At 61.0% G+C, this 19902-nt stretch carries 19 protein-coding genes; 5 read left to right on the top strand and 14 right to left on the bottom strand.

The genetic code is table 11. The features are described 5' to 3' along the window. Window positions 1-207 precede the first annotated feature (207 nt). The 5 genes from ACL0K2_RS12150 to trmL form a co-directional block, all read right to left on the bottom strand. The gene (locus tag ACL0K2_RS12150; protein WP_413042740.1) at window positions 208-1083 is read right to left on the bottom strand and encodes an alpha/beta fold hydrolase; all 876 of its coding nucleotides are present in this window, start codon (window positions 1081-1083) and stop codon (window positions 208-210) included. A gap of 149 nt (window positions 1084-1232) precedes the next feature. Beyond that, window positions 1233-1607 carry a gamma-butyrobetaine hydroxylase-like domain-containing protein gene (locus ACL0K2_RS12145; RefSeq protein WP_045160230.1) on the bottom strand — a complete coding sequence of 125 codons (375 nt, stop codon included), beginning with the start codon at window positions 1605-1607 and terminating at the stop codon, window positions 1233-1235. 62 nt (window positions 1608-1669) lie between these two features. After that, window positions 1670-3013, bottom strand: coding sequence for an ATP-dependent protease ATPase subunit HslU (gene hslU, locus ACL0K2_RS12140; RefSeq protein ID WP_045160231.1), 1344 nt, complete (start codon window positions 3011-3013; stop codon window positions 1670-1672). Between the two features lie 175 nt (window positions 3014-3188). Further along, a complete protein-coding gene (gene hslV, locus ACL0K2_RS12135) occupies window positions 3189-3725 on the bottom strand; it encodes an ATP-dependent protease subunit HslV (protein ID WP_045160342.1) in 537 nt (178 codons plus the stop codon). 268 nt (window positions 3726-3993) lie between these two features. Further along, window positions 3994-4455, bottom strand: a complete 462-nt coding sequence (gene trmL, locus ACL0K2_RS12130) for a tRNA (uridine(34)/cytosine(34)/5-carboxymethylaminomethyluridine(34)-2'-O)-methyltransferase TrmL (protein ID WP_045160232.1) — start codon at window positions 4453-4455, stop codon at window positions 3994-3996. On the opposite strand from trmL, the gene ACL0K2_RS12125 reads away from it, so the two are divergent. Then, the gene (locus ACL0K2_RS12125; RefSeq protein WP_045160233.1) at window positions 4454-4924 is read left to right on the top strand and encodes a hypothetical protein; all 471 of its coding nucleotides are present in this window, start codon (window positions 4454-4456) and stop codon (window positions 4922-4924) included. The genes trmL and ACL0K2_RS12125 overlap by 2 nt on opposite strands. Before the next feature lie 24 nt (window positions 4925-4948). On the opposite strand, the gene ntrC is transcribed toward ACL0K2_RS12125, so the two are convergent. The 5 genes from ntrC to glnA all read right to left on the bottom strand — a co-directional run bounded on the left by ntrC (window position 4949) and on the right by glnA (window position 10444). Then, entirely contained in the window at window positions 4949-6385 is a 1437-nt protein-coding gene (gene ntrC / locus ACL0K2_RS12120; protein ID WP_045160234.1) for a nitrogen regulation protein NR(I), read from the bottom strand. Then, window positions 6382-7464 carry a nitrogen regulation protein NR(II) gene (gene glnL, locus ACL0K2_RS12115; RefSeq protein WP_045160235.1) on the bottom strand — a complete coding sequence of 361 codons (1083 nt, stop codon included), beginning with the start codon at window positions 7462-7464 and terminating at the stop codon, window positions 6382-6384. Before glnL ends, ntrC begins: the two co-directional genes overlap by 4 nt. A 167-nt stretch (window positions 7465-7631) precedes the next feature. Next, a complete protein-coding gene (locus ACL0K2_RS12110) occupies window positions 7632-8267 on the bottom strand; it encodes a DUF4124 domain-containing protein (protein ID WP_045160236.1) in 636 nt (211 codons plus the stop codon). Continuing rightward, on the bottom strand, window positions 8264-8854 hold the full coding sequence (locus ACL0K2_RS12105) for a DUF4124 domain-containing protein (protein WP_045160238.1): 591 nt from the start codon (window positions 8852-8854) through the stop codon (window positions 8264-8266). The genes ACL0K2_RS12110 and ACL0K2_RS12105 overlap by 4 nt, the downstream gene beginning before the upstream one ends. A gap of 183 nt (window positions 8855-9037) precedes the next feature. Further along, complete coding sequence (glnA, locus tag ACL0K2_RS12100) at window positions 9038-10444, bottom strand: glutamate--ammonia ligase (protein ID WP_045160239.1); 1407 nt, start codon at window positions 10442-10444, stop codon at window positions 9038-9040. Window positions 10445-10790: 346 nt separating this feature from the next. Here glnA and thiI point away from each other — a divergent pair, with 346 nt between their 5' ends. Both thiI and typA read left to right on the top strand, forming a co-directional pair. Beyond that, complete coding sequence (gene thiI, locus ACL0K2_RS12095) at window positions 10791-12245, top strand: tRNA uracil 4-sulfurtransferase ThiI (protein ID WP_413042739.1); 1455 nt, start codon at window positions 10791-10793, stop codon at window positions 12243-12245. A 169-nt stretch (window positions 12246-12414) separates the two neighbouring features. After that, window positions 12415-14235, top strand: coding sequence for a translational GTPase TypA (typA, locus tag ACL0K2_RS12090; protein WP_045160241.1), 1821 nt, complete (start codon window positions 12415-12417; stop codon window positions 14233-14235). 134 nt (window positions 14236-14369) lie between these two features. Here the strand turns inward: typA and ACL0K2_RS12085 are convergent, their stop codons facing one another. The 4 genes from ACL0K2_RS12085 to ACL0K2_RS12070 form a co-directional block, all read right to left on the bottom strand. Next, window positions 14370-15281, bottom strand: a complete 912-nt coding sequence (locus ACL0K2_RS12085) for a carbon-nitrogen hydrolase family protein (protein WP_413042738.1) — start codon at window positions 15279-15281, stop codon at window positions 14370-14372. After that, window positions 15278-15874, bottom strand: coding sequence for a GNAT family N-acetyltransferase (locus ACL0K2_RS12080; RefSeq protein WP_413042737.1), 597 nt, complete (start codon window positions 15872-15874; stop codon window positions 15278-15280). Before ACL0K2_RS12080 ends, ACL0K2_RS12085 begins: the two co-directional genes overlap by 4 nt. After that, complete coding sequence (locus ACL0K2_RS12075) at window positions 15874-16281, bottom strand: ketosteroid isomerase-related protein (protein ID WP_045160245.1); 408 nt, start codon at window positions 16279-16281, stop codon at window positions 15874-15876. The genes ACL0K2_RS12080 and ACL0K2_RS12075 overlap by 1 nt, the downstream gene beginning before the upstream one ends. Window positions 16282-16444: 163 nt before the next feature. Further along, a complete protein-coding gene (locus ACL0K2_RS12070; protein ID WP_239609975.1) occupies window positions 16445-17344 on the bottom strand; it encodes a LysR family transcriptional regulator in 900 nt (299 codons plus the stop codon). A gap of 100 nt (window positions 17345-17444) precedes the next feature. Between ACL0K2_RS12070 and ACL0K2_RS12065 the strand changes: the two genes are divergently transcribed. Both ACL0K2_RS12065 and ACL0K2_RS12060 read left to right on the top strand, forming a co-directional pair. Then, window positions 17445-18317, top strand: coding sequence for an MBL fold metallo-hydrolase (locus ACL0K2_RS12065; RefSeq protein ID WP_413042736.1), 873 nt, complete (start codon window positions 17445-17447; stop codon window positions 18315-18317). Between the two features lie 586 nt (window positions 18318-18903). After that, the gene (locus ACL0K2_RS12060; RefSeq protein WP_045160252.1) at window positions 18904-19848 is read left to right on the top strand and encodes a glycine betaine ABC transporter substrate-binding protein; all 945 of its coding nucleotides are present in this window, start codon (window positions 18904-18906) and stop codon (window positions 19846-19848) included. The last annotated feature ends 54 nt before the right edge of the window (window positions 19849-19902 follow it).

Below are 19902 nucleotides of genomic sequence, written 5' to 3'. Positions count from 1 at the left end.
CTAAAAGGCCGAAAGCCGACAAAAGCCGAAGCGCGACAAAAGCGCTGGTCGGCAAGAATCCGCGCCGTAGGATCTCGCGGAGATTGCTTCCGTCGACACCATCCGGCGCGTTGCGGGGGGCGGATGGGGCAGGCGCCGTGATTGACCCGGGTGTATCGCCATCCGCTAGCCGCCAAGGAAGGTGCATCGACATCACTGCCAACAAGGTCACGGCTGGCTATGCACCCGCCCCAGGAAGTCTCTGGACAGCTGGGCGACCTGCTCCAGATGGGTTTCCAGGAGCCAGTGGCCGCCGTCGTCGAACAGATGCAGCTCGGCGTCCGGCAGGTCACGCAGGTAGGCTTTCGCCGAGCCCTGCGGCATATAACCGTCGCGAGGACCCCAGACGATCAGGGTGGGCGGCTGATGCTCGCGCAGATAGGCCTGGTAGCGGGGAAACCAGGCAAGGTTGTCCTTGAGCCCCGCGATCACTTGCGTTGCGATTTCGTGGCGACGAGGCGTCATCAGCGCCCAGTGCAGGTGCCAGAGGTCGGGCGGGATGCGCAATGCCGTCGCGGGGTCCACCTCGTTGAGGAATTCTTCCTCGAACCCTTTCAGGCTGACGGCCTCCGCCAGCCCTGCGCGGGCCTGCGGCGTCGGATTGGCGAAGAACTGCTGCAGCGCGGCATATTTCGGGCCTAGCTGATCTTCGTAGATATCACCATTCTGCAGGATCAACGCGGCGATGCGCTGCGGCTCGGCAATCGCCAGGCGCAGGCCGATCTGCGAGCCGAAGTCGTGCAGGTAAAGCGCGAAACGCTCGATGCCCAGGCGCTGGATAAAGCGTGCGAGGAAGTCGGCGTAACCGTCGAAGTCGTAGGAGAATCCTTCCGGGGTCGCGCTGTAGCCGCAGCCCGGGAAGTCCGACGCGACCAGCCGCCAGCGGTCGGCAAGCAGCGGCATGTAAGCCCTGAACTCATAGGACGAGCAAGGATAGCCGTGGGGCAGCAGCACCACGGGCGCGCCTTGCGGCCCGGCGGCCCGGTAGAACACCTCGATACCGTCGAGGTCCAGGCGGTGATGGGTGACACTGCTGGCGTGCATGGCGATCGCGCTCCCGGCAGCTCGTGTTGGATGATCCGTCGATACGCAATCTTCGACCGTACCGCCACCCGCGTGCTCCGCCATGGGACTGCCGTTGGGCGGAAAGCCGATGCCGCCTCGCCCGGGGCCCGCTCGTCGAGGCGGCGCTGCTAGAGCATCAGCTTGACGGGGGAAATGTCAGGATCGCGCGACTTGCCGGCTTTGGCCAGCGCCTCGAGATACTCATCCCACAGCTGTTGCTGGTTGCTGGCCAGGTAATGCAGGTAATCCCAGGTATAGAGTCCGCTGTCGTGGCCGTCGCTGAAGGTCAGTTTCAATGCGTACTGCCCGGCCGGCTCGATACCCTCGAGCGCGACATTGATCTTGCCCGTCTGTAGGATCGGATTGCCATGGCCCTGCACCTCGGCGGACGGCGAGTGCACCCGTAGAAATTCGGCGGGCAGGACGTAGCGCTGTTCGGCGCCATACTCCAGCTCCAGCGTTTTCGACATCTTGTGCAGCTTGATCGCAGTAGGGATGCGCATCGGGTACTCCGGGTGCCGACGCCGGGCGCTCATGGTGCCCAGTGTCGGCCGCGTGCTTGCGTTTAGAGAATGTAGCGCGACAGGTCTTCGTCTTCGGCCAGTTCGCCGAGATGGCTGTTGACGTAGGCGGTGTCGATGCGGATCGGCTCGCCGTTCTGTTGGCCGGCCAGGTCGCCGGCGCTGAACGAAACCTCTTCAAGCAGCCGCTCGAGCAAGGTGTGCAACCGGCGTGCACCGATGTTCTCGGTCTTCTCGTTGACCTGCCAGGCGATCTCGGCCAGACGCTTGATGCCGTCCTCTGCGAATTCGATGCCCAGCCCTTCGGTCTTCAGCAGCTCGCGGTACTGCTCAGTGAGCGAGGCGTGCGGCTCGGTCAGAATCCGCTCGAAGTCCTGCGGCGACAGGGCCTTGAGCTCGACGCGGATCGGCAGGCGGCCCTGCAGTTCGGGCACCAGGTCGCTGGGCTTGGACAGATGGAAAGCACCACTGGCGATGAACAGGATGTGGTCGGTCTTGACCATGCCCAGCTTGGTGTTGACCGTGCTGCCTTCGATCAGCGGCAGCAAGTCGCGTTGAACGCCTTCGCGGGACACGTCGGCGCCGCCGGTATTGCCGCGCTTGGCGACCTTGTCGATCTCGTCGATGAAGACGATGCCGTTCTGCTCCACCGCTTCGAGGGCGCGGGCCTTGAGCTCTTCCTCATTGACCAGCCGTGCCGCTTCCTCGTCACGGACCAGCTTGAGCGCGTCCTTGATCTTCAGTTTGCGGCTCTTCTTCTTGCCCTTGCCCATGTTGGAGAACAGGTTCTGCAGCTGGCTGGTCATCTCTTCCATGCCGGGCGGTGCCATGATTTCCACGCCGCCCGGGTTATCCGCGACCTCGATGTCAATCTCCTTGTCGTCCAACTGGCCTTCGCGCAGACGCTTGCGGAACAGCTGGCGCGTGTTGGAATCGTTGCTGTGCACCGGCTCTTCGCTGAAGCCGGTGGGGCGCGCCTGCGGTAGCAGGGCGTCGAGGATGCGCTCCTCGGCGGCATCCTCGGCGCGATGACGCATCTTGCCGACTTCCTGCTCGCGCATCATCTTCAGCGCAGCATCGGCCAGGTCGCGGATGATCGATTCGACGTCACGGCCGACATAGCCGACTTCGGTGAACTTGGTCGCTTCCACCTTGATAAACGGCGCATTGGCCAGTTTGGCCAGGCGACGGGCGATTTCGGTCTTGCCGACGCCAGTCGGGCCGATCATCAGGATGTTCTTGGGGGTGACTTCCGGGCGCAGCTCGGCGGACAGCTGCATGCGCCGCCAGCGGTTGCGCAGGGCGATGGCAACGGCACGCTTGGCGTCGTCCTGGCCGATGATATGGCGATTGAGTTCGTGGACGATCTCGCGGGGCGTCATGGACATTTTTTCGTTACTCCCGAAGCTGGGCAGGATACAAACAGGCCGTTTGAAAAACGTAGGCGAGGCCGGCAAGTCGAGGCAAAAACAGGCGAGGAAGCGGAGTTTAGTGGTTTAAATGAGCATTCCGAGCCTGTTTTTAACGAAGGATTGCCAACGCAGGTAGTTTTTCATCGACCTGTCAGATCGCGCTGTCCAGTTCCTCGATGGTCAGATTCTGGTTGGTGAAGACGCAGATGGTGCCGGCAATGTTCAGCGCGGTTTCGGCGATGTCCTGTGCGGACATGTCATCGCCGCCTTTTTGCATCAGGGCCATGGCGGCGGCCTGGGCGAAACCTCCGCCGGAGCCCATGGCGATCAAGTCGTTTTCCGGCTGGACCACGTCACCGTTGCCGGTGATGATCAGCGAAGCGTCCTTGTTGGCCACGGCCAGCATGGCTTCCAGGCGGCTCAACGAACGGTCGGTGCGCCAGTCCTTGGCCAGCTCGACGGCGGCACGCACGAGATGGCCCTGGTGTTTTTCCAGTTGGCCTTCGAAGCGTTCGAAAAGAGTGAAGGCATCGGCGGTGGCGCCGGCGAAACCAGCCAGTACCTGGCCGTGATACAGGCGCCGGACTTTTTTGGCATTGCCTTTCATGACGGTATTGCCGAGGGAAACCTGGCCGTCGCCGCCCATGACGACTTTGCCGTTGCGGCGTACTGAAACGATGGTGGTCAAGGGAAAATCTCCACGCAGCGGGGCGATGAATGCCCGAATGCGCTTGATATGGGGGACGCTGCCGCGCATTTCAACCGACACTCGGCCTGCCAGCCGAATAGACCGAAACCCGGCCGGCCCGAAGGCGGGTCATCGGGTCGAGCGCCGCCTGCCTCGCGTCGTATGTTTGCGCGCCTGCCGCCGATACGTGGCGGCGAGGTGTCTGGCTATGACGTGCCCTGAGCTGGCCGGCTGTCGTGCGGATGGTGGGTTTCAGCCAGACGGCGCTTCACTCGAGCGCAAAATCCAGCTGTCGCCAGGCCTCGTATACCGCGACGGCGACGGTGTTGGACAGATTCAGGCTGCGGCTGTTCGGCCGCATCGGTAGGCGCAGGCGCTGCTCGTTTGGTAATGCGTCGCGAATCTCCGCTGGCAGGCCGCGGCTTTCCGGGCCGAAGAGAAAGGCATCGCCGCGATGGAACTGCACCTGATGGAAGGGTTGTGAACCTTTTGTGGTGAACGCGAACAGTCGCGGCTGGTTGAGGCTTGCCAGGCAGCTGTCGAGGTCGGAATGACGTTTGAGCGGCGCATATTCGTGATAGTCCAGGCCCGCGCGGCGCAGACGCTTGTCGTCCAGCTCGAAGCCCAGCGGCTCGATCAGGTGTAGGCTGCAGCCGGCATTGGCACAGAGCCTGATAATGTTGCCGGTATTCGGCGGTATCTCCGGCTGAAAAAGGATTACATGGAACATGCGCGTCACCGACTCTGAAAACGACCGGCATTCTACTGCGGCAGGCGACCCTGCGGCAGGCGCCCCTGCGCGGCGCGATCCGCTACCTCGCCTGCGTCGGCGCTTTTTTGGCTCGCTGGTGCTGATCGGGTTGCTCGTGGGTGCCATGATCGGTCGGGTCACCGCACCCGGTCCGGTGCAGCTACTGCGTGTCGAGCCAGCCACCGATGGTTTGCAGCTCTGGTTCGATCGTGAGCCGGAGCTGTACAGCCAGGATGTCGATGGCGCGGTCGGTATGTTGTTTCAGGCACAGGGCCGCGACGGTAGTGGACGGCTTGATCCGGGCGGCACGAACATTGGTTGGCGCCTGCAAACGACCGAGAAGGGATTGCTGCTGCACTTCGTGGCGACCCGGCCGCTGGCAGCCGAGTGGGACGCCGAGAAGCGGGACGGCGATTGGCTATTGAAGGTGCGAGTCGCACCGCGTTGAGTGCGACCCTCGGCGCACCGGCGGTCAGTTGTCCTCGCCTTCGTCGTCGTCGGCTCCCTCCACGCCCATGCCCAGCTCCTTGATCTTGCGCGTCAAGGTATTGCGCCCCCAGCCGAGCAGCAGCGCCGCATCGCGACGGCGCCCGGCAGTGTGCTTGAGGGCGGTCTCGATCATGATCCGCTCGAAAGCCGGTACCGCTTCATCGAGCAGGTTCGATCGGCCGCGCGCCAACGCCAGGTCGGCCCACTGGTGCAGCGCCTGCTCCCAGTTGTTCGCCGGCAGGGCGTCGGCGGGCTGGTTGAGCAGCTCGGGCGGCAGGTCGCTGACATGCACTTCGCGCCCAGAGGCCATCACCGTGATCCAACGGCAGGTGTTCTCCAACTGGCGAACGTTGCCCGGCCAGGGCAGGTTTTTCAGGTAGTCCTCGGTTTCCTGCTTGAGCAGCTTGGTCTCGACGGAAAGCTCCTGCGCGGCGCTGGCGAGGAAATGCCGGGCCAGCGCGGGGATATCTTCGCGCCGATCGGACAGACGCGGGATGTGAATGCGGATGACGTTCAGGCGATGGAACAGGTCTTCGCGGAACTTGCCGGCCTGCACCAGGGTTTCCAGGTCCTGGTGGGTGGCGGCGATGATCCGGACATCGACCTTGACCGGCGTATGACCACCGACGCGATAGAACTCACCGTCGGCCAGGACCCGCAGCAGACGGGTCTGGGTGTCGGCCGGCATATCACCGATCTCGTCGAGGAACAGGGTGCCGCCATCGGCCTGCTCGAAACGCCCGCGGCGCTGGTTGGCCGCGCCGGTGAAGGCGCCTTTCTCGTGGCCGAACAGCTCGGATTCCATCAGGTCCTTGGGGATAGCCGCCATGTTCAACGCGATGAACGGCGATGCCGCACGCGGACTGTGGCGGTGCAGGGCGTGCGCCACCAACTCCTTGCCGGTGCCGGACTCGCCATTGATCAGCACGGTGATGTTGGAATGGCTGAGGCGGCCGATGGCGCGAAAGACTTCTTGCATCGCCGGCGCCTCGCCGATGATTTCCGGCGTCTGGTGCTGGTTGGTCGGCTCCTGCAGATGCTGCTGTTCCTGCGCATGCTGGTTGGCCCGCTTGACCAGCGACACGGCGTCGTCGACGTCGAACGGCTTGGGCAGATATTCAAAGGCGCCACCCTGGTAGGACGCCACCGCGCTGTCGAGGTCTGAATGCGCGGTCATGATGATCACCGGCAGGCGCGGGTGTAGTTCGCGGATCTGCTTGAGCAGGTCCAGGCCGCTGGTGCCGGGCATGCGGATGTCGGAGATGATCACGTCCGGTTGTTGCCGCGCCAGGCGGGCGAGCACGCTGTCGGCGCTGTCGAAGCTCTGCGTGGCCATGCCTTCCTGCTGCAGCGCCTTTTCCAGTACCCAGCGGATGGAGCGGTCGTCATCGACGATCCAGACGTTTTCGCTTCGGCTCATAGGGAAGAGGCTCCTTGTTCCAGCGGCAGGAAGATCGAGAATGCGGTGTGGCCGGGATGGCTTTCGCATTCGATCAGGCCCTGATGCTGACTGATGATGTTCTGGGTGATGGCCAAGCCAAGTCCGGTTCCGTCCGGACGGCCACTGACCATCGGATAAAAGAGGGTGTTCTGCAGTTCGGCCGGGATTCCCGGACCGTTGTCGATGATTTCGAGACGCGCGACCAGACGATGCCGGACGTGTCCGATGGTGAACTGGCGCAGGGTGCGGGTGCGCAAGGTCAGGCGACCGAGGCCCAGCTCGCACTGTCCGGCCAGTGCTTGCATGGCGTTACGCATGATGTTGAGCACGGCCTGGATCATCTGTTCGCGGTCGAGCAACACTTCGGGGATGCTCGGATCATAGTCGCGCACCAAAATGAGGCTTCCCTGGCTTTCAGCCTCGATCAGGCTGGCCACATGCTCGAGCACTTCGTGGATGTTCGTCATTGACAGGGAGGGCAGCTTGTTCGAGCCGAGCATCCGATCGACCAGGTTCCGCAAGCGGTCGGCTTCCTCGATGATCACCCCGGTGTAGTCCTTGAGATGCTCTTCGGGCAGCTCTCGCGATAGCAGCTGTGCGGCGCCGCGGATGCCGCCTAGCGGATTCTTGATCTCATGAGCAAGGCCGCGCACCAGCAGCTTGGTGGTTTCGTGAGCGGACAACTGCGCTTCTTCCTTGGTGATGCGCAGCAAGCGATCGCGGGGCAGCACCTCCAGCAGCAGCATGGTTTCCTGGCGGGTCAGTATCGGCGTGACGGCGTAATCGACGGTCAGTGTCTGGCCATTGGTTGAGGTCAGCGTCGCTTCGCGCTTGGTAAACGGATGTGCCTGTTCCACGGCCTGGCGCAGCGCGGCCAGCGCTTCGGCTGATTCGGTGAAAAGCTCGCTGATGAACTGGCCGTGGCTACGCTGGCCGCTCACGGCGAGCAGCATCTCTGCAGCCGGATTCATATATTCCAGCCGCAAGCGCGAGTTAAGCAGCAGCGTCGCGGTGGTCAGGTTCTCGATCAGCAGGCGCTGTAGGGCTTCGTTGATCATGGCTGTCTGCATCCGATGGGTAAGACGGGAAATGCAAGAAGCAAACCAAGGCGCTCTTTTTCGGCGCGGCGGCGTGCGCGCTAGCGCTCCAGAGCGGGGCGTCGTGAAAAACGAGTGAAGCGGATCGGATCGGTCCGGCTTATGCACCATTCAGGTGCATAGCATGGTCACAGAAAGGGCACGAAGGGAATATCTTTCTTTTCCTTGGGTTTATCCTTCAGCGGGCATTCGGGGCGGACGCCGTAATCGTCCTTCTTGCAGGGATTGACCATGCGTCGCTGGGCCAGCGAGGTGCGCATCATATGAAAGGTGCGCGGTAGGCTGCTCTGCAGGGGCTGGCCGTTCTCATCGATCACTTCCACAGTGAGCTGGTGGGTGCCGCGATCGATGTTCTGCAAAACGAACTGCGAGCCGCCATCGGCCAGGCCGGCGGCGTAGCCGTCCATCAGCAGGCGGTAGCGGTGGCCCGGCAACAACCCAGGCGTGCTGGCGACCTTGACCAGCAGGCCGCCGGCATTGTCGCGAATCGTGGCGTCTGGTTGCGGCGCAAGGATCTCGAGCAGGCTGTAGTGGTGCTTCGCAGTGTCGACCGTCGGCGCCGGCTCTGGTGCTTGCGGACGGTGCGTTTCGACTGCGGGCATGCGGTTGGTCGGCCCAGGTTTCACCGACTCGACCGACCGCCCGCCGGGGCGATCGGTGAACACGCGGTTGCCCTGTTCGTCCGTATAGCTGTAGATCTCGGCGACAGCAGGCAGGGCGCAGGCCAGCAGGGCGGCCGCGAATATTCGATGACTGACGTTCAAGACGCAGGTTTCGGTTTGGGGGTGGGTGTCGGTTTGGGTTTCGGCGGAACTGTCGGTTTGGGTCGCAACGCGGGGCTGGAGGTGTTGACCCGCTGCACGGTGAACTGCTCCTGGGCACGCTGAATCACCTGTCCGCCGCTCAGCACTTCGGCTTCGATGACATGGGTGCCGCGATCGACGTTGGTCAGCTGCAGCGACGTATTGCTGCTCGGTTCTCCCTGGGGCTCGCCATCGAGCAGAAAGCGGATCCGATGATTCCTGCGCAGTGGTGGATCGAGTTGAGCATTGACCACGAAGGTGCCGTTGTTCGCCCGCAGCGCCTGCTCGTCCGGTATGCCGCCGATGGACAGGCTGCGGTAGGCCTGCTGTCGGTCCGTGCCGTTCTGCTCTTCGGGTAAGGGTGGCGGTGCGTTCGGCACCTTGATGTCCACGGTATTGGCAGGCGGCAGATCGATGGTCTCCGCCGTCACGCCTTCCGGTGGCTGGTTGGTGAAGACCGTGTTGCCCTTGTCGTCTGTGTATTTGTAGATCTGCGCCATGGCCGGGGCCGTTAGCAGTACGAGCAGGCTGAACAATGCGATGCGCATGGGAAGCTCCGCGGAGTGAATGCGGGAAGCCTTGCACTGTGTTGGTGGACAGGCAAGTGCCAACGTTGCGATTTGCGATCGATGCCCGCCGGTCGCAGCGCAAACGCATGTTGTCCTGCCCTGCGATAGCGTAGATATAAAAAAGGCCTCCCGAAGGAGGCCTTTTCTATCATGCGGACTGGCTTAGACGCTGTAGTACAGGTCGTATTCCAGCGGGTGCACGAAGGTGCGGACCTTGATTTCTTCCTCGCTCTTGAGCTCGAGGTAGGCGTCAATGAAGTCGTCGGAGAACACGCCGCCCTTGGTCAGGAACGCACGGCCCTTGTCCAGCTCTTCCAGAGCTTCCTTCAGGCTGCCGCACACCTGCGGGATCAGCTTGCCTTCTTCCGGCGGCAGATCGTACAGGTTCTTGTCAGCTGCATCGCCAGGGTGAATCTTGTTCTGGATGCCGTCCAGGCCAGCCATCAGCAGTGCGGCGAAGCACAGGTAGGGGTTGGCAGCCGGGTCCGGGAAGCGCGCTTCGATACGGCGGGCTTTCGGACTGGATACGTACGGGATACGGATCGAGGCGGAGCGGTTGCGGGCCGAGTAGGCCAGCATCACCGGTGCTTCGAAGCCCGGAACCAGACGCTTGTAGGAGTTGGTCGACGGGTTGGTGAAGCCGTTCAGCGCCTTGCCGTGCTTGATGATGCCGCCGATGAAATACAGGGCGGTATCGGACAGGCCGGCGTAGCCTTCGCCTGCGAAGGTGTTCTTGCCATCCTTGGAGATGGACATGTGTACGTGCATACCCGAACCGTTGTCGCCGTACAGCGGCTTCGGCATGAAGGTCGCGGTCTTGCCGTAGGCATCGGCGACGTTGTGTACGCAGTACTTCAGGGTCTGAACTTCGTCAGCCTTGTTAACCAGCGTGTTGAACTTGACGCCGATTTCGTTCTGGCCGGCAGTGGCCACTTCGTGGTGGTGCACTTCGACGACCAGGCCCATCTCTTCCATGGCGTTGCACATGGCGGTGCGGATTTCGTGGTCGTGGTCGCACGGCGGAACTGGGAAGTAACCGCCTTTGACGGCCGGGCGATGGCCCTTGTTGCCGCCTTCGATGTCAGCGTCGGTGTTCCAGGAGCCTTGCTCGGAGAAAATCTTGAACATCGAGCCGGAGATGTCGGACTTGAACTTCACTTCGTCGAAGATGAAGAACTCAGGCTCCGGACCAACGAATACGGTGTCACCGATACCGGTCGACTTGAGGAATTCTTCGGCGCGCTTGGCGATCGAGCGAGGGTCGCGGTCGTAGCCCTGCATGGTGCTCGGCTCGACGATATCGCAGACCAGGATCAGGGTCGGCTCTTCGGTGAACGGATCCAGTACGGCGGTTTCATCGACCGGCATCAGGATCATGTCGGAGGCTTCGATGCCCTTCCAGCCATGAATGGACGAGCCGTCGAACATTTTGCCGTGCTCGAAGAAGTCTTCGTCCTGAGCGTCACGCGCCGGAACGGTCACGTGGTGCTGCTTGCCTTTGGTGTCGGTGAAGCGCAGATCAATCCACTTCACATCGTAATCTTTGATCAGTTGAAGCGACTTCGACATGGTGCTCTCCAAGTGGTGGAAGCGTTGGCAGACAAAGCTTCCGAAATCTAGGGGTGAAGCCGAGCGGGGATACTCCGTCAAGGCGACCTGCCTCACAAGGGAGCAAATTGCATGCCAGTGCTCCGTGATGGGTCCGGACGCCTGAAAACGGCGGCTCCCTGACAACTTGGGGCGTTTGGCCAGCCGTATTCTAATTATTACGCCCCATAGTGGTGCGATATGGAGTGGCGTCGTCCTGTTTTGGTGCAACTCGTGTGGGGTTGAGAAAACTGACTAAAGCTTGATCAATTTCCGATATACTCCGCCCCCCTCTTTTTACGCCTTGCCGGCGCTTGCGCTGTTTTCCATGAAACTGATCGTCAAAGTATTCCCAGAAATCACCATCAAGAGCCCGCCGGTGCGAAAGGGGTTCATTCGCCAGTTGGCGAAGAATATCCGCACCGTGCTGCGCGACCTCGATCCCGACTTGCGGGTGGAAGGGGTGTGGGACAACGTCGAGGTGGAAACGGCGCTCAGCGATTCGAAGTTGCTGAAGGAAATGATCGAGCGCCTTCGCTGCACGCCGGGCATCGCCCATTGCCTGGAAGTGCATGAGTACCCGCTGATCGGTCTGGACGACATCGTCGACAAGTGCAAGGCGCACTTCGCCGACCGGCTGGCTGGCAAGATATTCGCTGTCCGCTGCAAGCGTGCCGGCAAGCATCCGTTCAGCTCGATGGACGTCGAGCGTCATGTCGGCAGTGAGCTGCGTGTGCACTGCGGCGCCGCCGGCATTTCGCTGAAAGCGCCGGAAATCGAAGTGCGGATGGAGATCCGCGACCAGCGCTTGTTCATCGTGCATGCCCAGCATGACGGCATTGGCGGCTATCCGCTGGGTGCGTTGGAGCAAACACTGGTGTTGATGTCCGGTGGGTTCGATTCCACCGTGGCCGCCTACCAGATGATGCGCCGCGGACTGATGACGCACTTCTGCTTCTTCAACCTCGGCGGTCGTGCCCATGAGCTGGGTGTGATGGAAGTCGCCCACTATTTATGGAAGAAGTACGGCAGCTCGCATCGCGTGCTGTTTATCAGCGTGCCCTTCGAAGAAGTCGTTGGCGAGATTCTCGAGAAGGTCGACAACAGCCAGATGGGCGTGGTGCTCAAACGCATGATGCTGCGCGCCTCGACCGAGATTGCCGAGCGTCTGCACATCGATGCACTGGTGACCGGTGAGGCGATTTCCCAGGTGTCGAGCCAGACGTTGCCGAACCTGTCAGTGATCGATTCGGCCACCGACATGCTGATGCTGCGCCCGCTGATCGCGAGCCACAAGCAGGACATCATCGACACCGCTTTCGAAATCGGCACGGCCGAGTTCGCCAAGAACATGCCCGAATATTGTGGCGTGATCTCGAAGAATCCGACCACCAAGGCCAAGCGCTACCGTATCGAACACGAAGAGAAACAGTTCGACATGGCAGTCCTCGAGCGTGCCATGGCCAACGCCCGTCAAGTCGCCATCGACCGGGTGATCGACGAGCTGGGCCAGGACCTGCAAGTCGAAGAAGTCGCCGAGGCTTCTGCAGGCCAGGTGGTGCTGGACATCCGTCATCCCGATGCAGCCGAGGACGAACCCCTGCAGCTGGATGGCATCGAAGTGCAAACGTTGCCGTTCTATGCGATCAACAACCGCTTCAAGGAGCTGGACGTGAATCGCCAGTACCTGCTGTATTGCGATAAAGGTGTCATGAGCCGCCTGCATGCTCATCATTTGTTGAGCGAGGGGCATATCAATGTGCGCGTTTATCGTCCGGCATAAGATGCCCGGGCTGAATGGCGGCAGTATCCGTCACCGCCCTCCCGACCCGCACCGCGGCCTGTAACGGCCGCGACACCTCGTCAATTGTCAGCTTTTATCAAACCGATTTTTCGCGTAGGGCGCTGAGCGCATCCGCTCCACCGCCCGACCCAACTACGAGACCACTACTGTGATCGAGAATCTACGTAACATCGCCATCATCGCTCACGTTGACCATGGCAAAACCACCCTGGTCGACAAGCTTCTGCGTCAGTCCGGCACCCTGGAGCGCGGCGAGCTCAACGACGAGCGTGTGATGGACTCCAACGACCAGGAAAAAGAGCGCGGCATCACCATCCTGGCCAAGAACACCGCCATTCGCTGGAACGAATACCGGATCAACATCGTCGACACCCCCGGCCACGCCGACTTCGGCGGTGAAGTAGAGCGTGTGATGTCGATGGTCGACTCCGTGCTGCTGCTGGTCGACGCCCAGGACGGCCCGATGCCGCAAACCCGCTTCGTGACCAAGAAGGCCTTCGAAGCCGGCCTGCGCCCGATCGTGGTGATCAACAAGGTCGACCGTCCGGGCGCGCGTCCGGACTGGGTGCTGGATCAGATCTTCGACCTGTTCGACAACCTGGGCGCCACCGAAGAGCAGTTAGACTTCCAGGTCGTCTACGCCTCGGCCCTGAACGGCATCGCCGGTCTGGACCACACCGACATGGCCGAAGACATGACCCCGCTGTATCAGGCCATCGTCGACCACGTACCGGCCCCGCAGGTCGATGTCGATGGCCCGTTCCAGATGCAGATCTCCGCGCTGGACTACAACAGCTTCCTCGGCATCATCGGCGTAGGCCGCATCGCCCGTGGCCGCGTCAAGCCGAACACCCCGGTCACTGCCATCGACATGCATGGCAAGAAGCGTAACGGCCGTATCCTCAAGCTGATGGGCCACCACGGTCTGCACCGCGTCGACGTCGACGAAGCCACCGCCGGCGACATCGTCTGCATCAGCGGTATGGATGAACTGTTCATCTCCGACACCCTGTGCGACCAGAACCACGTCGAAGCCATGAAGCCGCTGACCGTTGACGAGCCAACCGTATCCATGACGTTCCAGGTCAACGATTCGCCGTTCTGCGGTAAGGAAGGCAAGTTCGTCACCAGCCGTAACATCAAGGAGCGCCTGGACAAGGAGCTGCTGTACAACGTGGCCCTGCGCGTCGAAGAAGGCGATTCGGCTGACAAGTTCAAAGTCTCCGGTCGCGGCGAGTTGCACCTGTCGGTGCTGATCGAAACCATGCGTCGTGAAGGCTTCGAAATGGCCGTGGGCCGTCCAGAAGTGATCATCCGTGAAGTCGACGGCGCCAAGCATGAGCCGTTCGAGAACGTCACCATCGACATCCCTGAAGAAGCGCAGGGCAAGGTGATGGAAGAGATGGGCCTGCGTAAGGGCGACCTGAGCAACATGGTGCCGGATGGCAAGGGCCGTGTTCGCCTGGAGTACAACATCCCGGCCCGTGGTCTGATCGGTTTCCGTAACCAGTTCCTGACCCTGACCAACGGCGCAGGCATCCTGACTTCGATCTTCGACCGCTACGACGTGATGAAGTCCGGCCACATGTCCGGCCGTCAGAACGGCGTACTGGTATCGGTCGAAACCGGCAAGGCGCTGACCTATTCGCTGGAAACTCTGCAGGCGCGCGGCAAGCTGTTCGTCGAGCATGGCCAGGAAATCTACAACGGCCAGATCGTCGGCCTGAACAGCCGTGACAACGACATGGGCGTGAACCCCACCAAGGGCAAGAAGCTCGACAACATGCGTGCTTCGGGCAAGGATGAAACCATCGCCCTGGTTCCGCCGGTCCGCTTCACGCTGGAACAGGCTCTGGAATTCATCCAGGACGACGAGCTGTGCGAAGTGACCCCGAAGTCGATCCGTCTTCGCAAGAAGATCCTCGACGAAGGCGAGCGTAACCGCGCTGCGAAGAAAGCCAAGGCTTGATTCCGGCTTAGCTACAACGAAAAGGCGCCTTAGGGCGCCTTTTTGCTGTCTGTAATTCCCGGCTGGACGTTAGTCGTTTCGCCTTTCCCCCGTATAGAGATCAGGGGCCTGCTCATCATTGCAGCTCGCGATAACTAGAGCTTCCCTCGCTCCGGCCCCTTCAATGCAAATTGCTCCGGCCCCTTCAATGCAAATTGGTTCGGCCAGTCACGATGGTTGAAGACTTGGCCCTCGGCGCGAATGCGGGCGATCTCGCGCAGGTCGACGGTTGCAAAGACCCAGCGGGGCTCGTCGTCCGTGCCTTCCGCCAGGATGCCGTCGTCGGGAAAGCCGTAATCGACTGGCGTGTAGACACTGGCGCGGCCGGTATTGACGTCAACCGCTTCGGACCAGGGGGCATGGCCGACGGTGGGCGCCTGGACCACATAGCATTGATGTTCCAGCGCGCGGGCCTGGCAGCCGATACGTACCCGATGGAAACCCGCCTGGGTATCGGTGCAGCTGGGAACCAGCAGCAAATCTGCTCCGGCTGCAACCTGCTGGCTCGCAATCATAGGAAACTCAGAGTCATAGCAAATCAGAATGCCGATACGGCCCAGTTCGGTATCGATTACCTCAATGTGGTTGCCACCACTGATACGCCATTGCTCAGTCTCGAAGCGAGTCATCATCAGTTTGTCCTGATGCCCCAGCTTTCCTTGCGGGCCAAACAGGGTTGCCCGGTTTACGACACGGCCAGCCTGCAATTCAGTCGGGAAGGAGCTTGCCAGAATCAGGACGTCATAGCGGCTGGCAAGGGTCTGGTGTATTTCGTGCCACTTCGGCAGCAAGGTCTGCATCGTACGGAGCTGCTGCTGCAGGTCGCTGTAAACCGCCTCGCCGAACAGCGAGGCCAGTTCCATGCTGCCGTATTCGGGAAACACCAACAGTTTGGCGCCTTGCTGCGCGGCGTTGGCGATCCAGGTCTCCAGTTTTTCAGCGAACTCATCCCAGTGTGAAAAAAAGCCGATATCGTACTGGGCTGTCGCCAGCTTAAACGCGCTCATTGCAAAGGTTTCATCCAGAAGATCATGGGTTTGAGTGACTCCCGCCCATCGCCAAGGTCTTTCCAGCTGAAGTGCGTCGTCAGCTCCGGGTGTTTTTTGTACCCACGATGACGCCAGAACTCATCCAGTGGCTGGTAATCGGCAGGGCGAGCAGGATGGGTAGCGGGCCGCTCCACCCCACAGAAGCAGGAATACCTCATGCCGCCAATGGCGCGCGCATGCAGCTCACGTTGTTCAAAAAACGCCACTCCCGCCCCCTGTCCGCGGTATTCAGGCAGTAACACGGATTCGCCGCAGTAAAATATTTCATCAATGTTGTAATCCGCCTCGCGGAAGGGCTGCTGGACTTCATCCGTCTCATGGGACATCGGTAACCCGGTAGACGCACCTACGACCCTGTCGCCATCGAATGCCAGCACCACCACACTGTGCGGTGCTTCGATGTAGGTTTGCAGATAGCGCGCCTCGTAATCCGCGGCACCGTCATACAGGTACGGAAAGTCGCGGAACACGCGCATGCGTAACCGAGCCAGTTCAGGGATGAACCGATGAAGCGCTGCGCCAGACAAGCGCCGGAAGATCAACTTGGCCATTACACGGAAACTTGAGCGATCCAGTCTTCAAGGTTGTAGTAGTTGGTGACCCGCGCCACTTGGCCGTCTCTGATCACGAAGAAAGCCCCAGCCGGAAGGCGGTAAGTCTGGCCCTTCGCTTCGGGCAGCCCTTCATCGGTCGCCAGGTATTCCCCGATGACCGTGAACTCGACCGCTGCTCGGTCGCCGGCTTCATTCGTGGTGATGGAGAGGTCCACGATAGTCTCCCGGTAGTTGCGGTTCATGCGCTCCATGAACTTCGCAAAGGCCGCCTTGCCGACCTCACGTCCACTCTGGTTGATGTCGTGAATGACATCGTCCGTCAGCAGCGAGAGAAAGGTATCCATGTCGCCGGCGTTAAAGGCATCGTAGTAGCGTTGCAGTAGATGTGCGGTGGCCTGATGCATGAGTGAAGTGTCCTGAATTGATACGTCGTCCGATAGTAGTCAGTCGCGGCGGCCAGGCGAAAGAGCATGCGTTCGGGCTGGCAAGATCAAGTATGAGAGGGTCGCAACTGGCTATATCGACCGCTAAGGCTTAGCCGGCTCGGCATTATTTTCCCGGCCTCGCTCAGCGATCCCAGTCCGGCTGTTCAGCAAGCCGCTCGATCAGAAAATCCAGCAAGGCGCGTAGTGCTGGCGGCATTTGCCGGCGTGTGCCATAGAGCGCATGGATACCCAGTTCCTGCGGTTCGTACTCGGGCAGTAGCTGCACCAGTGCCCCGGAACGCAGCAGCGCGCTAACTGAGTAAAGCGGCTGCAAACTGATACCCGCATCGGCCAGCGTGGCCTCCAGCAGCACCATGGACTCGTTGGCGCTGAGGTTACCCCTGACGGCCACGGCGAAGGGCTCGCCGGCGCGTTGGAACTCCCAGATGCTGCGGCCGAAATAGGCGTAGCTCAGGCAATTGTGCTGCGCCAGATCCGTAGGCCGCTGTGGCGTGCCATGGCGCTTGAGATAGGTCGGTGTCGCGCACACCGCCGAACGACATACGGCGAGCTGGCGGGCGATCAGATTGGGGTCGAGCTGGTTGGTGATGCGCAACGCCAGATCGACCCGCGCTTCCACCAGATTGACCGTTTGACTGTCGATCAGCAGATCGAAATCGACCTGCGGATACATAGCCATAAATGCGTTGAGCTGGTGCACCAGCCAGGCCTGGGCGAATGACTGGCTGCAGGCGATACGCAGGTTGCCACGTGGGGCGATATCGCTACTCGAACTGATGCCCTGCATGGTTTCGGCTACGGCGAGCATTTCCCTGCACTGCGGCAATAGCTGCTCGCCGATGCCGGTCAGGCTCAGTTTGCGCGTGCTGCGGTGCAACAGACGCGCGCCGACCCAGCTTTCCAGTTCGGCGAGATAGCGCGAAACCATCGCCCGCGACATTTCCAGCGCCTCGGCAGCCGCTGTTTGGCTGCCTCTGTCCACCACTTCGACAAATACCCGGGTTGCCGTCAGTCGATCCATTATTCGCTCGATATGCGCAACAAATATGCGCGAATTAAGGGGCTTTTTGAGCCATTTAAAGCAACTAATATCCCTCCGTCACTCAAAAACGGAGGCTCTCATGTTCCCAACCCGTATCGTTCGCCAACTTCTCGCCGGTGCTGCTTTGCTCGCCGGTGCCAGCGCCGTCCTGGCGCAACCGCTCAGCGTCGAGGTGTACAACCCCGGCGAAAGTGCCGTTTTTCCAGTCGCGTCTACGCTGATCAGCGGCGAGCGCGACGCGATTTTGGTCGACGCGCAGTTCTCCACTCGCGAAGCCCAGGAGCTCGTCGAACGCATCCAGGCCAGCGGCAAAACTCTGACCACCATTTTTATCAGCCACGGCGATCCCGATTTTTACTTCGGCCTCGATACCCTGACCCGCGCCTACCCCGAGGCCAAGGTGCTGGCGACGGCGGAGACCGTCGCCCATATCGAAAAAAGCCGCGCGCCCAAACTGGCGTACTGGGGCCCGATCCTCAAGGGCAGCGCGCCGCAGCGCACCCTGGTGCCGGAAGTTCTGCAGGGCGATAGCCTGACCCTGGAAGGGCAGAGCTTGGAGCTGATCGGCCACGACCCCAAGCACACCAGCCTGTGGATTCCCAGTATCAAAACCGTGGTCGGCGGGGTGCTCACCTACGCCAACATCCATCCCTGGATTGCCGATGCGCAGACTGTCGAAGCGCGCCAGTCCTGGCTCAAGTCCCTTGACGAGCTTGAAGCCCTGCAACCGACCATGCTGGTCCCTGGCCATTACCTGGGCCAACCCAAGCTGAACCTCGACGACCTGCGCTTCACCCGCGACTATCTGCTGACCCTAGAAGCCGAGCTGCCGAAAGCCAAGGACAGCCAAAGCCTGATCGCGGCGATGAAAGCCAAATACCCGGCATTACTCGACGCCAGCAGCCTCGAGCTGAGCGCCAAGGTGCTAAAGGGTGAAATGCAGTGGCCCTGACAGGTCGGTGAAAGAACTACCTGCATTGGCCCTTCTGATAAAAGACAGGGCGTAAACACAGGCTCGGCAAGTCGCTCGCGACTAACGCGCTGCAGCGCGGAGCCGTTGACTGGTATTTCGCTGCGCTGCGTTTCTCGCCTGTTTTTGCGGGCCGCCATCGGTATTATCCTTGGCTACCTCGCCTACGTCTCTTCAACGGCCTGCCAGCGGCACGATAACGAGCCGACCGACCAGACGAACATTGCGGCATAGTCGCCGGCCTCGCGCCAATGGATATGTCGCAATTGCCCCGCTCCAATCTGCTGATTTGCCCCTGTTGCGCCGATTAACCCCATCGTCCGCGTCAGCATGAACCTGCCTGCCGAGTGACGCGGAACGCAGCCGTCGCAAGCCCGACGCATTTCTTTAAAGCCTTCGCGGTTATCTCAATGCTTCCTTCCACTATTTCAGCGGTCCGAGCCCCATGAGTCAGGAATGAGACGCTACGCACATGGCCGTGGTCTGGTATTTGCTCAGTCGTGGCTGTTAGCCATCGCTGGGTGGTTAATTCCCAGAATCAGACCGTCACAGAAGGCAGGTGGACTTTATGAAACGCTTAATGGGCTGGATGCTCACGCTTTCCCTGACTTGCGCCGGGAACCTGCAAGCTGCCGAAACAGCGCGCTGTGAGCAGGTCCGGTTGTCCGACGTCGGCTGGACCGACATCACCATGACCACAGCCGTCACGCGGCTTCTGCTCGGCGAGCTAGGCTACCGCACGCATGTCGCGCGGCTATCGCTTCCAGAAACCTACGCTGGCTTGGCAGAGGGAAAGGTAGATGTGTTCCTCGGCAACTGGATGCCAGCGCAGGCCGCGTTGGCCCAGCCGCATCTGGACGCGGGGCTGATCGAAAAGCTGCAAACGAATTTGCCTGTCGTGCGCTATACCCTGGCCGTACTGCAGCCAGGTTACGAGGCCGGGCTGCACGATTTCGCCGATATCCAGCGTTTCGAAAAAGAGCTCGGCGGGAAAATCTATGGGCTCGAGCGCGGGAACGGCGGCAACAAGATGGTGCAGGGCATGATCAAGGACAATGTTTTCGGCCTGAAGGGTTTCACCCTGGTGGAGTCCAATGAAAACGAAATGCTCAATTACGTTGAGCGCGCCCAGCACCTGGGCCAGTTTGCGGTATTCCTGGCCTGGGAGCCGCACCCTATGAATAAGCGCTTTCGTCTGTCCTACCTGTCAGGCGGCGACGCCTATTTCGGCCCCAACTACGGTGCCGCACAAGTGAATACAGTGGCGCGCGGCGGCTTCTCTAAAGACTGCCAGAACCTTGCAAGGCTGTTCAGCAACATGACGTTCACCATCGCGTCGGTCAGTGAGCTGATGAGCGCGGTGCAGGAAAGCAACACCAATCGTCGGCGGGTCGCCAAGCAATGGATCAAAGCCAATCCGCAGATTGTTGCCACCTGGCTCAAAGGGGTCACTCACCGCGAAGGCGGACCGGTCACAGCGATATTCGGTGCGTCATTGGCTTCCACTAATTAGGCGTCAACCGCATACGAATGGACGCGGCGCTCGGCCAGGCGGCCCAGTATCCCG

This window comes from Pseudomonas sp. YJ42 (genome assembly GCF_047225135.1).
Lineage (GTDB): Bacteria > Pseudomonadota > Gammaproteobacteria > Pseudomonadales > Pseudomonadaceae > Stutzerimonas > Stutzerimonas stutzeri_E.
This window is presented reverse-complemented; position numbering and strand designations above follow the sequence as displayed.